Annotated in this window: 13 protein-coding genes; 4 read left to right on the top strand and 9 right to left on the bottom strand. The window is 73.0% G+C overall.

Annotated elements, in window-relative coordinates; translation table 11 throughout:
- Window positions 1-42: 42 nt before the first annotated feature.
- On the bottom strand, window positions 43-348 hold the full coding sequence (gene rpsN, locus AB0D53_RS34865; protein WP_362453281.1) for a 30S ribosomal protein S14: 306 nt from the start codon (window positions 346-348) through the stop codon (window positions 43-45).
- Window positions 348-584, bottom strand: coding sequence for a 50S ribosomal protein L28 (rpmB, locus tag AB0D53_RS34860; RefSeq protein WP_362453280.1), 237 nt, complete (start codon window positions 582-584; stop codon window positions 348-350). Before rpmB ends, rpsN begins: the two co-directional genes overlap by 1 nt.
- Before the next feature lie 67 nt (window positions 585-651).
- Here rpmB and rpmG point away from each other — a divergent pair, with 67 nt between their 5' ends.
- Entirely contained in the window at window positions 652-816 is a 165-nt protein-coding gene (gene rpmG, locus AB0D53_RS34855) for a 50S ribosomal protein L33 (protein WP_329817619.1), read from the top strand.
- A 96-nt stretch (window positions 817-912) separates the two neighbouring features.
- Window positions 913-2,070: a GTP-binding protein gene (locus tag AB0D53_RS34850; RefSeq protein WP_362453363.1), complete on the top strand. Its 1,158-nt coding sequence runs from the start codon at window positions 913-915 to the stop codon at window positions 2,068-2,070.
- 7 nt (window positions 2,071-2,077) lie between these two features.
- On the opposite strand, the gene AB0D53_RS34845 is transcribed toward AB0D53_RS34850, so the two are convergent.
- The 3 genes from AB0D53_RS34845 to AB0D53_RS34835 all read right to left on the bottom strand — a co-directional run bounded on the left by AB0D53_RS34845 (window position 2,078) and on the right by AB0D53_RS34835 (window position 5,403).
- Window positions 2,078-3,331 carry an amidohydrolase gene (locus AB0D53_RS34845; protein WP_362453279.1) on the bottom strand — a complete coding sequence of 418 codons (1,254 nt, stop codon included), beginning with the start codon at window positions 3,329-3,331 and terminating at the stop codon, window positions 2,078-2,080.
- A gap of 94 nt (window positions 3,332-3,425) precedes the next feature.
- Entirely contained in the window at window positions 3,426-3,962 is a 537-nt protein-coding gene (locus AB0D53_RS34840) for an O-acetyl-ADP-ribose deacetylase (protein ID WP_362453277.1), read from the bottom strand.
- Window positions 3,963-3,987: 25 nt separating this feature from the next.
- Window positions 3,988-5,403 carry an NAD(P)/FAD-dependent oxidoreductase gene (locus AB0D53_RS34835; protein WP_362453276.1) on the bottom strand — a complete coding sequence of 472 codons (1,416 nt, stop codon included), beginning with the start codon at window positions 5,401-5,403 and terminating at the stop codon, window positions 3,988-3,990.
- A gap of 159 nt (window positions 5,404-5,562) precedes the next feature.
- Between AB0D53_RS34835 and AB0D53_RS34830 the strand changes: the two genes are divergently transcribed.
- Window positions 5,563-6,339, top strand: a complete 777-nt coding sequence (locus AB0D53_RS34830; RefSeq protein WP_362453362.1) for a nucleotidyltransferase domain-containing protein — start codon at window positions 5,563-5,565, stop codon at window positions 6,337-6,339.
- A gap of 38 nt (window positions 6,340-6,377) precedes the next feature.
- Here the strand turns inward: AB0D53_RS34830 and AB0D53_RS34825 are convergent, their stop codons facing one another.
- On the bottom strand, window positions 6,378-6,818 hold the full coding sequence (locus tag AB0D53_RS34825; protein ID WP_362453275.1) for a MarR family transcriptional regulator: 441 nt from the start codon (window positions 6,816-6,818) through the stop codon (window positions 6,378-6,380).
- A 77-nt stretch (window positions 6,819-6,895) separates the two neighbouring features.
- On the opposite strand from AB0D53_RS34825, the gene AB0D53_RS34820 reads away from it, so the two are divergent.
- A complete protein-coding gene (locus AB0D53_RS34820; protein WP_362453274.1) occupies window positions 6,896-7,729 on the top strand; it encodes an SDR family NAD(P)-dependent oxidoreductase in 834 nt (277 codons plus the stop codon).
- 16 nt (window positions 7,730-7,745) lie between these two features.
- Here the strand turns inward: AB0D53_RS34820 and AB0D53_RS34815 are convergent, their stop codons facing one another.
- From AB0D53_RS34815 to AB0D53_RS34805, 3 genes are all read right to left on the bottom strand, one after another.
- Complete coding sequence (locus tag AB0D53_RS34815) at window positions 7,746-8,573, bottom strand: inositol monophosphatase family protein (RefSeq protein WP_362453273.1); 828 nt, start codon at window positions 8,571-8,573, stop codon at window positions 7,746-7,748.
- Between the two features lie 63 nt (window positions 8,574-8,636).
- Complete coding sequence (locus AB0D53_RS34810) at window positions 8,637-10,442, bottom strand: gamma-glutamyltransferase (protein ID WP_362453271.1); 1,806 nt, start codon at window positions 10,440-10,442, stop codon at window positions 8,637-8,639.
- Window positions 10,443-10,626: 184 nt separating this feature from the next.
- Complete coding sequence (locus AB0D53_RS34805; protein WP_362453269.1) at window positions 10,627-11,637, bottom strand: DUF6879 family protein; 1,011 nt, start codon at window positions 11,635-11,637, stop codon at window positions 10,627-10,629.
- Window positions 11,638-12,014 lie beyond the last annotated feature (377 nt).

Below are 12,014 nucleotides of genomic sequence, written 5' to 3'. Positions count from 1 at the left end.
GTACGGCCACCGGGGCTCCGCCGGGTCACGTCGGCGCCGGGGTCACCAGGAGGACTTGGTGACCCCCGGCAGGAATCCGGCATGGGCCTGCTCGCGTGCACGGACGCGGGACAGACCGAACTTCCGCAGGTGACCGCGGGGCCGCCCGTCCACGCTGTCCCGATTGCGTACCCGGGTCGCACTGGCGTCGCGCGGCTGGCGCCGGAGCTCGTCCGAGGCGGCCCGGCGTTCGGCGTCCGTGGCGGAGGGCCGGCGGATGACCTCCTTCAACTCGGCACGACGGGCGGCGTACCGCTCGACGGTCGCCCGGCGCTTCTCGTTCTGCGCGATCTTGCTCCTCTTGGCCATCAGACCGTCACTCCCCTGGCGCGGATGCGGGCGACGGCCGCCTCGATCCCGATGCTGTCGACGGTCCTGATCGCCCTGGCGCTGAGCGTCAGCCGGACATGCCGGCCCTCGCTCGCCAGCCAGTACCTCTTGCGCTGGATGTTGGGGTCGAAGCGGCGCGAGGTGCGCCGGTGCGAGTGGGAGATGTTGTTGCCGAAACCCGGCCGGGCGCCGGTCAGTTGGCAATGGGCGGACATGGAGCTACCTGCTTCCCACGGAGAACCACTTGTTGGAAATGGAAATCATTGCCATATAGTAGCGGTCATGGCTCGCAACGAACTGCGCCCGGTCGTCAGGCTCCGCTCCACCGCCGGCACCGGCTACACCTACGTCACCCGCAAGAACCGCCGGAACGACCCGGAGCGGATGGTGCTGCGCAAGTACGACCCGGTCGCCCGCAGACACGTCGGCTTCCGCGAAGAACGCTGACCCGCCCCCACTTCCTCCGATCGAGAAGGAGACCTTCATGAAGCCAGGAACCCGCGCCGCGTGCGGCCCCGCCGCTCCCCGGGACGGGGCGAACTGATGCGGGGCGAGCACCGGTTGCCCGTCGTGATCGTCGGCGGGCTGCACTCCGGCGCCCGCAAGGAGGTCGTGGACCGGCTGCTGTGCACCGTCGCCGGCAGCGTCGCGCTCCACCACGATCTGACCACCGCCGCCCAGGAGGGCACCGTGCGGCGCCTCGTACGGGACGCCTCGGGCGAGCTGTCGCGCGCAAAGACCCCGCTCGTCGACGACTGCGCCTGCTGCGCGCTGCGCGAGGACCTGGTTCCGGAGCTGGTGCGGCTGGCCGCCGGCGGGACGGTCCGGCTCGCGGTCGTCGAACTGTGGGACTCCGTGGAACCCCGGTCGATGGCCGAGGTCGTCGTCGCGCACGGCGGCGACGTACTCGAACTCACCAATGTGATCACGGCCGTCGACCCCGCTCTCGTGCTGCCCTGCCTCGGGAACGGCGACGATCTGGCCGAGGCGGGCCTCGCGGCGGCCGCCACGGACCGGAGGACCGTCGGCGACACCTGGGCGCGACAGCTGGAGTACGCGCCCGTGCTCGCCGTCGTCGACGGCGGGGCGGCCGACGACGAGGACCGCGCACTGCTCGCCCAGCTCCACCCGACGGCCCGTCAGGTCCCGGCCGAATCGGCCGAACTGGGCCGGCTCGCCTTCGCCGGCTTCGACGTGGAAGCGGCGGCGGCCGCCCAGCACCCCGCGTGCGCGCTGCTGCCGCAGGAGGCGGACGAGGCGGGGGTCGCCACGCTCGTCTGGCAGCGCCGCCGTCCCTTCCACCCGGGGCGGCTCTTCCGGGCGCTGGAGGACCTGTGCTGTGCGGCCGCTCGCAGCCGGGGCCGCTTCTGGCTCGCCGACCGCCCCGACACCCTGCTGGCCTGGGACGCCGCGGGCGGTGCGCTCTGCGTGGAGAGCGCTGGCCCGTGGCTGGCCTCGCTGCCGGACGCGGCCTGGGACCTGGTGCCTCCCGTCCGCAGGGCGGCGGCCGCCCTGGACTGGGATCCCGAGCACGGCGACCGCGGCCAGCACCTCGTCTTCACCTCCCCCGGCCTCGACCGGGACGGGCTGACCGGACTTCTCGAATCCTGTCTGCTCACCGACGCCGAGTACGCCGCGGGAGCCGAGGCGTGGAAACGGCTCCCGGCCCCCTTCGGCTCGTTCCTCGACCCGATCCGCTGAACCCGGGTCAGTCGCAGTGCAGCCAGGCCAGGGCCGCGACGGCCAGAGCCTGCACTCCCGTGCTCAGAGTGGGTTCGACGAGCGGGGCGAAATACGGGGAGTGGTTGCTCGGCAAGGTGTCGATGCGGTCCTCGGCCAGGGCGGTGAGGACCGTTTCGGGTTCCAGGCCGCCCCAGAACCAGAACACGGTGGGTACGCCGATCGCCTCCCCGAACACACCCACGTCCTCGCTCGCGTTGACCTGCGGCATCGGCATGATCCGCTGCGCCCCGAAATGCTCGGTGAACGCGGCCACCGTGGTCTTCGTCGCCTCCGGTTCGCTGACGAGTGCCGGGGCCGCGCTGAACCAGGTGAGTTCGGGGTCCTCCCGCGCACCGCTCGCCCGCGCCTCGGCGGTGACCACGCGTTCGATCGCGGCACGGACCAGGGCGCGTACGGCCGGGGAGTAGGTGCGGATGTTGATGCCCAGTTCCGCGGTGTCGGGGATGATGTTGTCCTTGGTGCCGGCCTGCAGGCGGCCCACCGTCACCACCGCGGACTCGGCGGGCGGCACCTCCCGGGCGACGACGCCCTGGAGCCGGGTGACGACATTGGCCGCCATCAGCACCGGGTCGATCGAGGCCTCGGGGCGGGAGCCGTGGGCGCCGCGTCCGTGCAGCGTCACGTCGAGGGAGTCCGCGGCGGCCATCACCGTTCCGGTGCCGTAGCCGATGAACCCCGCGGGCAGCGGGGCCACATGCTGCCCCAGGACGATCCGCGGCCTGGGGAAACGCTCGAACAGTCCGTCGTCGACCATCGCCCGTGCGCCGAGCGCGAGTTCTTCGGCGGGCTGGAAGACCACCAGCAGGGTGCCGCTCCATCGGTCGCGGGTACCGGCGAGCAGGGTGGCGGCGCCCACCAGGCACGTGGCGTGCATGTCGTGCCCGCAGGCATGCATCACCGGCATCTCCCTGCCCTCGTGGTCCACCGCGCGCGCCGTGGAGGCGTAGGGCAGGCCGGTCTTCTCCTCGACCGGAAGCGCGTCGAAGTCCGCCCGGACCATCACGACCGGACCGTCCCCGTTGCGCAGCACCCCCACCACACCGGTGCCGCCGACCTGTTCGGCGACCGTGTCGAAGCCGGCGTCCCGAAGGCGTTGTGCCAGCACTCCGGCCGTCCGGGTCTCCTGCAGGGACAGCTCCGGGTGCCGGTGCAGATCCCGGTACAGACCGGCCAGGTCATCGGCCATGTCCTGCGCCGTCCTGGCGACGAACTCGATCATCAGGGGCCCTCTCCGTCCGTTGTGCTCCGCAGCCTTCGGGCATGGGACACGTACAGACTCCCCCCGGCTCCGCCCCGCCGCAAATACAGGGTGATCACCCCGCCTGTCGGCCGAGCTGCGCGACGAACGCCTCGTAGGCCCGCTCGTCGAAGAGGACGAACCTGACTTCCTCGACGGCCGTGCGGGCCGCGCGCACCGTCTCCACGGCGATGCGCGCGGCGTCGTCCAGCGGCCAGCCGTACGCACCGGCCGAGATCGCGGGGAAGGCCACGGTCCTCGCGCCGAGTTCGTCGGCGACGCGCAGGGACTCGCGGTAGCAGGACGCCAGGAGGGCGGGATCGCCGGCGGAACTCCCGTACACCGGGCCGACGGTGTGGACCACCCATCGCGCGTCCAACTGCCCGGCCGTCGTGGCGACCGCCTGGCCGGTGCGCAGGCCCTTTCCGTAGTGCGAGGCGCGCAGCTTCCGGCACTCGGCCAGGATGTCCGGGCCGCCGCGCCGGTGGATGGCGCCGTCGACGCCACCCCCGCCGAGCAGGGAGGAGTTCGCGGCGTTGACGATGACATCGGCGGACTGCCGGGTGATGTCGCCCCGGACCAGGGTGACGGTGACGCCCTCGGGTGTACGCATGACGGACATCATGCCCCGTGCCGTCTCAGGCCGCCCGCAGACGCCGCCAGACCGCCTTCGCCGCGTGGTGGCCCGACATGCCGTGCACCCCGGGGCCGGGCGGGGTGGCCGAGGAACACAGGAACACCGCCGGATGCGCCGTCGCGTACGGCACGCGGGCGAGCTTGGGCCTGAGCACCGTCTGCAGACCGGAGAACGCGCCGCAGGCGATGTCACCACCGACGTAGTTGGCGTTGCGCCTCGCGAGCTCGGGCGGTCCGGCCACCGCGCGGGCGAGCACCAGGTCGCGGAACCCGGGGGCGAAGCGCTCCAGTTGGCGCTCGATGACGTCGGTGGCGTCGCCCTCCCATCCCGACGGGACATGTCCGTACACCCAGAAGACATGACGGCCCTCGGGCGCGCGGGACGGGTCGACCAGGCTGGGCTGCGCGGCGATCAGGAACGGCACGCTCGGGTCGCGTCCCGTCACCGCGGCCGTCAGCGCGGCGTCGATCTCGCCGGCCGTGGGACCGATGTGGACCGTGCCGGCCCGGCGGGCGTCCTCGGCGGTCCAGGGGACGGGGCCCGACAGGGCGTAGTCGATCTTGAAGCAGGACGCGCCGTACCGGTAGCCGCGGTAGGCGTGGCCCAGACCGGCGATACGGGCGAGGGCGGTGGGCGAGGTGTCGAAGACGTAGGCGCGGGCGGGCGGGAGCTCGTCGAGCCGCTTGACCTCCGTGCCGGTGCGGATCGCGCCGCCCTGTTCGCGTATGTACGAGGCGAGGGCGTCGGAGATGGCCTGCGAGCCGCCGCGCGGCACGGGCCACCCCTTCTCGTGCGCCGCCAGGGCGAACAGCAGGGCGACCCCGCCGGTCGCCGGACCGCTGGTGGGTGCGATGGCGTGGGCGGCGAGCCCGGCGAACAGGCCGCGCGCCTTCGCGCCGCCGAAGCGGCGGGAGAGCAGCGAGGCGGGCTGGAGCGCGTCGAGACCGAAGCGCACCCAGCGGTAGGGGTCACGGGGCAGCCCGTCCCACGGGGTGCGCAGGAAGTCCTGGGCGAGGGTGTCCCAGTGGCCGAGGTAGGGGGCGACGAGCCTGCGGTACGCCCCCGCGTCGCGGGCGCCCAGCGACATGGCGCTCTCCCCCACCGAGCCGGTGAGCACGGCGGCCGTGCCGTCCGGGAACGGGTGGGCGAGCGCCAGCTCGGGCTGGAGCCACTCCAGACCGTGCCGGGCGAGCGGCATCGCGTCGAACGCGGGCGAGCCGATGCCCAGCGGGTGGACGGCGGAACAGGGGTCGTGGCGGAAGCCGGGAAGGGTGAGCTCCTCGGTACGGGCGCCCCCTCCGACGGTCTCCTGCGCTTCGAAGACCTCCACGGCGAAGCCCCGGCGGGCCAGTTCGGCCGCGGCGGTCAGCCCGTTGGGGCCCGCCCCCACGACGACTGCATCGAGCATCGACGGCACCTTCGGACTCCTTCGTCAGCCGGCGGCCAGGACACCCAGGATATTCCGCGGCACCGACAGCACGGTCGCGGGTAGGGTCACCCGGCGATGAACACACCGAACTCCCGCACCGCGCCGCTGACGGCCCGGGGTGCCGCCGTCCCCGCCCACATCGCCGGCATGGCGTCCCGGCTCACCGCCCTGCCCGGCGTCCGGGCCGTCGCACTCGGCGGCAGCCGGGCCCGTGGCACCCACCGCCCGGACTCCGACTGGGATCTGGGCGTGTACTACCGGGGCGCCGTCGACGTGGCCGCGCTGACCGCACTGGCGGCCGGGGTACAGGGTTCCCCCGTCGAGGTCGCCGGTCCCGGCGGGTGGGGGCCCTGGGTCGACGGCGGGGCCTGGCTGCGGGTGGACGGTGTCCCGGTGGACTGGATCCTGCGCGATCTGGATCGGGTGGAGGCGGTCTGGGCGGACTGCCGCGAGGGGCGCTTCGAGGTGGGCGTACAGCCCGGCCATCCGCTCGGCTTCTGGTCCCCCGCCTACCCCGGCGAGGTGGCGCTGGGGCGCGTTCTCTCCGACCCTCAAGGGGAGTTGACGGCACTTCGGAACGAGACCCGGACCTATCCGGAGCCGCTGCGCACCGCGCTGGTCGAGGCCGCGTGGGAGGCGGAGTTCTCGGTGGCGGCCGCCCGCAAGTCCGCTCCCGGCGGTGACACGCTCCATGTCTCCCTGTGCCTGTCACGGGCATTCGGCATCCTCGCCCAGTCCCTCCACGCCCATCACCGCACCTGGTGTCTGAACGAGAAGGGCGCGTCGGCCGCGGCGGCCGCACTGCCGGACACCCCGGCGCACTTCCTCGAACGGATCGGCGAGGCGCTGCGGGGGCTGGACGAGGAGGCGGTGGAGCTGGCCGCGGAGATCGTCCGGGACGTGAGGACGGCCTGCGGCGGGTGAGGTGAGCCTGCGGGAGGCGCGGCGGGACCCGGCGCCGCTCAGTCCCGCCCGATGGCGGTGACGCAGCGGGCGAGCAGGGCCCGCAGGGCGTCCCGCTCCTTTGGCGCGAACTCCTCGGCGAGCCGTCGCTCGATCCGTACCGCCTGCTCGTCGGCGAGCCGGAGCGTTTCGCGGCCCGCCTCGGTGAGCCGGGTCTCCAGCATCTTCCGGTGCCAGGGATGCGCCGTGCGGACGACCAGACCGCGCTCTTCGAGGTGTTTGAGTACCGACGCCATCGCCTGCGGGGTGACCAGGCAGGCCCGCGCCAACGCGGCACCCGGTATGCCGGGGTTGTCGGCGAGGGCGAACAGCGCCGCGTACTGGGCGACCGTGACCCCCGCCGCTTCCCTCAGCGCGGCGCTCTTGGCCGCCATGAGGGCCTGTTCCGTGCGCTTGATGTCCGCGCCCAGGCGTTCGTCCTCGGTCATTCCCGATCCCATGGCGGCGAGCGTACAGGCAGGGACCGGCCATCGATCAGGCGTGGATGCCATATCAAGCCCTTGATATAACTCAGTCCATGGAGACTCGACGGGATGCCGTCTTCGACAAGACCGTACTGATCACCGGTGCGACCCGGGGCATGGGCCGCCGTCTCGCACTCGACCTGGCCGGCCGGGGTGCGACGCTGCTGCTGCACGGCCGGGACCGGGCCCGCCTGGAGGAAGCCGCCGCCGAGGCCCGTGCGGCCGGGCCCGGAACCGCCGTGCGCACCTTCCTCGCGGACCTGGCGGACCTGGACCAGGTCCGGGCCATGGCCGCACGGATCAGCGAGCGGGAGCCCCGGCTCGACGTCCTGGTCAACAATGCCGTGGTGGGTGGTGGTGCCACCCCGCTCCGGCGCGAGCTGAGCCGTCAGGGCCATGAACTCCGGTTCGCGGTCAACTGCCTGGCGCCCTGTCTGCTGACCCGTGAGCTGCTGCCGCTGCTGACCGCGTCCGCGCCCGCGCGGGTGGTCAATGTGGCCTCGATGGGCCAGGCGCCCGTCGATTTCGAGGACGTCATGATGGAGCGCGGCTACGAGGGGCTGGAGGCGTACTGCCGCAGCAAGCTCGCGCTGATCATGTCGACCTTCGATCTCGCCGGCAGGACGGCGGGCAGCGGGGTCACGGTCAACGCCCTGCACCCGGCGCACCTGATGGACACCCCCGGTGTGCGGGAGTACGGACTCACGCCGGCCGTTCCGGTCGAGGAGGGCGTCCGCCCGACCGTCCGGCTGATCACCGATCCGGCCCTGTCCGGTGTCACCGGCAGATATTTCGACCGCTTCACGGACACGGCCGCCCATGAGCAGGCGTACGACCCGCGGGCCCGCGCCCGGCTGCGGGCACTGACCCGTGAGCTGCTCGCCTGATCGGGGTCCGGTCCGGTCAGGCCCCGTCGCGGAGCGCGTGCAGGACGCGTTCGGCGGTCGCCTCGTCGCGGGCCGCCGTGAACGGCAGGACGTTGCCGCCGGTGATGCGGAACGGCTCGCCGGAGAGGGTGGCCTGGGCGCCGCCCGCCTCGGTGACCAGCAGCAGGCCCGCCGCGTGGTCCCAGGCGTACTCCCAGTTGAAGGCGATCGCGTCCTGGTCGCCGCGGGCGACGCCGAGGTATTCGAGGCCCGCCGATCCGCAGGGGCGGGCCTCGATCCCCTCGGTGCGCAGGCCGAGCAGGGCGCGCTTCTGGGCGTCGGTGGTGTAGTCGGGGTGCGACATCGCCACGCTCAGGACGGACCCGGGTGCGGGCGAGCCGGAGCGTATCGGTCTGCCGTCGAGGGTGGCGCCGTGGCCGCGCACCGCGACCGCCATCTCGTCCAGGGCCGCGGCGTACGTCCATGAGGCGAGGAGTTCGCCGTGGTGGGCGAGGGCGACCAGGGTGCAGAAGCCCGGTTCGCCCCGGACGAACTGCCGGGTGCCGTCGACCGGGTCGACGATCCACACGGGCGCGTCGCCGCCCAGGGCGTCGTACACCGCCGGGTCGGCGTGGACCGCCTCCTCGCCGACGACGACCGAGCCGGGCAGGAGCGCGGTCAGGGACGCGGTGAGGTGTTCTTCGGCGAGGCGGTCGGCGGTGGTGACGAGGTCGTGCGGGCCGCTCTTCTCGACGATCTCGTGCGCGGCGAGCTGCCGGAAGCGCGGCATGATCTCGGCGGCGGCCGCTGCGCGTACCGCCGCCTCGACCTCGGTCAGGTCCCCGGTGAGGAATTCATCGGTCATGCCTCCAGCCAATCACGTCGCTCCGGGGACCCGACGACCTGGTCATGTCGGGAAAGTGGCCGCTCAGCGTCCTACGGCGTACCCCTGCATGCCCCGCGGGTTGGCGGCCGCGGACAGCACCCCGGTCTCCGGGTCGCGGGCCACGGCACACAGCCGGCCCTCGGACCACGGGTCGCCTACGGTGACGTCATGGCCTCGGCGGCGCAGTTCCGCGATGGTCTCCGGGTCCATGCCCGCCTCGACGGTGACGCTGCCGGGGCGCATCCCGCGCGGGAAGAAGGAGCCCGGGAAGCTGTCGTTGTGCCAGTTCGGGGCGTCGATGGCGCCCTGGAGGTCGAGTCCGCCGCGCACCTCGGCGCGCAGTGCCACCGCCAGGAAGAAGTGCACCTGCCACTGGTCCTGCTGGTCGCCCCCGGGCGTTCCGAACGCCATGACGGGGACGCCGTCGCGCAGGGCGAGGGACGGGGTGAGGGTGGTGCGGGGGCGGCGGCCGGGGGTGAGGGAGTTCGGCAGGCCCTCGTCCAGCCAGGCCATCTGGAGCCGGCTGCCGAGCGGGAATCCGAGCTCGGGCACGACCGGGTTGGACTGGAGCCATCCGCCGCTGGGCGTGGCGGAGACCATGTTGCCCCAGCGGTCGACCACATCGACATGGCAGGTGTCCCCACGGGTGGCGCCGTCGTCGGCCACGGTCGGCTCGCCGGCGCCCGGTGCCGGGATGTCCCTGGCGTCGGGGCCCTTCCCGCCGGAGGCGACCGCGTGGGCGTGTCCGCTGAGCACGGGGGTGCGGCCGTCCGGGCTGCCGGGGCGCAGCTCGTGCGAGGCCTCGGCGGTGATGAGGGCGCGGCGCCCGGCGTTGTACGGCCCGGAGAGCAGGGTGTCGAGTGGTACGTCCGCGGCGTCGCCGTACCAGGCCTCGCGGTCGGCCATGGCGAGCTTGCAGCCCTCGATGAGCAGATGCACGTAGTCGGCGCTGCCGTAGGGCGGCAGTTCGGCGGGGAGCAGGGCGAGCTGCTGCAGGAAGGCGGGCCCCTGGCTCCAGCCGGCCGCCTTGGCGAGCGTCCAGCCGTTCCAGTCGTACGTGGCGGGCGCCTCGTAGGACGCGGACCAGCCGGCCAGGTCGGCGGCGGTGAGGGTGCCGGTGTGGCGGGAGCCGCTGGTGTCCATGGTGGGGCGGGCGGCCTGGCGTACCAGGGCCTCGGCGATGAAGCCCTCGCGCCAGATCCGGCGGGCGGCCTCGATCTGGGCGACCCGGTCCGCGCCGCCGGTCTCCTCCGCCTCGGCGATCAGCCGGCGCCAGGTGGCGGCGAGCGCGGGGTTGCGGAACAGCCGGCCGGGCCCGGGCGATGTGCCGCCCGGCAGGTACACGTCGGCGGAGGACTGCCACTCGGTCTCGAAGAGTTCACGGACGGTCTCCACGGTCCGGCCGACCCGCTCGACGGGTGCGTGGCCGTCCTCGGCGTAACCGATCGCGTACCGCAGCACCTCGGCGAGGGTCCTGGTGCCGTGGTCGCGCAGCAGCATCATCCAGGCGTCGAAGGCGCCCGGCACGGCCGCGGCGAGCGGTCCGGTGCCGGGGACCAGGTCCAGGCCGAGGGAGCGGTAGTGGGAGATGGCCGCACCGGCGGGGGCCGGGCCCTGACCGCACAGCACCCGCACCTCGCCGTCCTTCGGCGCCAGGATCATCGGCACCTCGCCGGCCGGGCCGTTGAGGTGCGGTTCGACGACATGCAGGACGAATCCGGCGGCGACGACCGCGTCGTAGGCGTTGCCGCCGCCTTCCAGGACGGCCATCGCGGACTGCGAGGCGAGCCAGTGGGTGGAGGAGACCATCCCGAAGGTGCCCTGGAGAGTGGGACGAGTGGTGAACATGCCCTGATTCCTTGTCACTTGAAAGGATGCGGAGGCACAGCCGACGTCAGCGGCCGGCCCGGAGCAGATCCGGTCGGTCCAAAGCCGCTCCTCCGCCGCCCCGGCCATCGGGCAGACTACCGATCACCCGGCGCCGCTCCGGGCCCGCCTGCGGCACGAACCGGATGCGCGCGAACGGGCCTTGTCAGGGGCTCGGGCTGTCGGCGGGCAGGTAGCCCCGTTGTGCCGCGTGGACACCCGCCTGGAACCGGCTGCGGGCTCCCAGGTGGGACAGGAGGCTGGTGGCGATGCGACGGGCGGTCCGGGGGGAGACGCCGAGACGTTTGGCTATGGCCTCGTCCGTGTAACCGCGTGCCAGGAGCCGCAGGCTCTCGTGCTGCTGGCCGGTCAGCCGGTGGTCCTCGTCCTCCTCGGCCCGGCTGAACGGTTCGGCCCGCTCCCAGATGGTTTCGAAGAAGGCCCCCAGCGCCGTGATGAGCCACCGTCCGGTCACGACGAGCGCCCCGAGCGAGCGGTCCTGGTCGTCCAGGGCGGTCACCAGGGCGCGTCGGCGATCGGCCAGGATCATGCGGATGCCGAGGGAGGGCACCGTACGGATCTCGCCGCCGATCGAGACCAGCCAGGACATGTGCGCCACCGTGGGCGGGTCGCTGTGGATGCTGTCGAGGTGGACCGTGCGCATCCGCACCCCGCGGGCCAGCAACCGCTGACTGAGCGGACGGCCGGCGTCCAGGTCCTCCTCGGGCCGCCCGCCGCCCGCCGCGAAGGCGACGATCTCCTCCTCCGCCTCCCCGTACAGCCGGGCCGCGTAGTCCCGGATGTGGTCCACGCCGTCGAGGTGCGTGACCGGTGACTCGCCGCCGGCCGGCGGTGTGGGGGTGAGCCGGCAGAGCAGTTCGGCCACCGCGGCCTCGCCCTGCTCCAACTGCTGCCAGCGTGCGGCGAGTTCGGCTCGCTGGCGGGCCAGCAGCATCTCCAGGCCGAGCCGGGGGTTGACCACGTGCACCCGCTGCGGATCAGCGCCCTCGGCCGGGCGGATCAGCTCCATCTCCGACAACTTCGCGATGGCACGGTCCAACTGATCGGCGCTCAGCCGAAGCCGTGCGGAATGCTCCACCCGGCTCGCACAAGGGTCGCCGAGCATCGCCTGATACACGGCTTCCGTCGTGGAGTCCAGTCCCAAGGGGTCGAGCATCGTCCCTCCTCGCCCGGGGCCGTGCGCCCCGCTCAGGCCATCGCCGCAGGAAATGAAGTCCGTTCCACGACCGCTTGGTTAAGGTTCGGCAAAGATCATGGCACGGCTCGACGCCCTGGGACAGAGGGCCTTTCGGTAGCGATCATTTCGGTCCCGGCCAGGAGTTCGGAGACTGGACGGAAAGGGCCATGGCCTAATCCGTCCACGCGCCTGACCTTCACCGAAGCATCACTTCCGTACAAACTCGCCATCGTCGACTGCTCCCCAACAGTGACCGAAAAGGGCTCCCCACATGCCGCATCGTCCTGCCCGCCCCCGTCAGCCCCTCGGGACCCCGGCGCCGGCGGGGACCCTCCTCACCATCCTCACCGGGACCG

Source organism: Streptomyces sp. NPDC048295 (genome assembly GCF_040652135.1).
Taxonomy (GTDB): Bacteria; Actinomycetota; Actinomycetes; order Streptomycetales; family Streptomycetaceae; genus Streptomyces.
This window is presented reverse-complemented; position numbering and strand designations above follow the sequence as displayed.

Coding starts and splice junctions, on each gene's coding strand:
- rpsN (WP_362453281.1), bottom strand. CDS start 348: ATGGCCAAGAGGAGCAAGATCGCGCAGAACGAGAAGCGCCGGGCGACC.
- rpmB (WP_362453280.1), bottom strand. CDS start 584: ATGTCCGCCCATTGCCAACTGACCGGCGCCCGGCCGGGTTTCGGCAAC.
- rpmG (WP_329817619.1), top strand. CDS start 652: ATGGCTCGCAACGAACTGCGCCCGGTCGTCAGGCTCCGCTCCACCGCC.
- AB0D53_RS34850 (WP_362453363.1), top strand. CDS start 913: ATGCGGGGCGAGCACCGGTTGCCCGTCGTGATCGTCGGCGGGCTGCAC.
- AB0D53_RS34845 (WP_362453279.1), bottom strand. CDS start 3,331: ATGATCGAGTTCGTCGCCAGGACGGCGCAGGACATGGCCGATGACCTG.
- AB0D53_RS34840 (WP_362453277.1), bottom strand. CDS start 3,962: ATGCGTACACCCGAGGGCGTCACCGTCACCCTGGTCCGGGGCGACATC.
- AB0D53_RS34830 (WP_362453362.1), top strand. CDS start 5,563: ATGGCGTCCCGGCTCACCGCCCTGCCCGGCGTCCGGGCCGTCGCACTC.
- AB0D53_RS34825 (WP_362453275.1), bottom strand. CDS start 6,818: ATGGGATCGGGAATGACCGAGGACGAACGCCTGGGCGCGGACATCAAG.
- AB0D53_RS34820 (WP_362453274.1), top strand. CDS start 6,896: ATGGAGACTCGACGGGATGCCGTCTTCGACAAGACCGTACTGATCACC.
- AB0D53_RS34815 (WP_362453273.1), bottom strand. CDS start 8,573: ATGACCGATGAATTCCTCACCGGGGACCTGACCGAGGTCGAGGCGGCG.
- AB0D53_RS34810 (WP_362453271.1), bottom strand. CDS start 10,442: ATGTTCACCACTCGTCCCACTCTCCAGGGCACCTTCGGGATGGTCTCC.
- AB0D53_RS34805 (WP_362453269.1), bottom strand. CDS start 11,637: ATGCTCGACCCCTTGGGACTGGACTCCACGACGGAAGCCGTGTATCAG.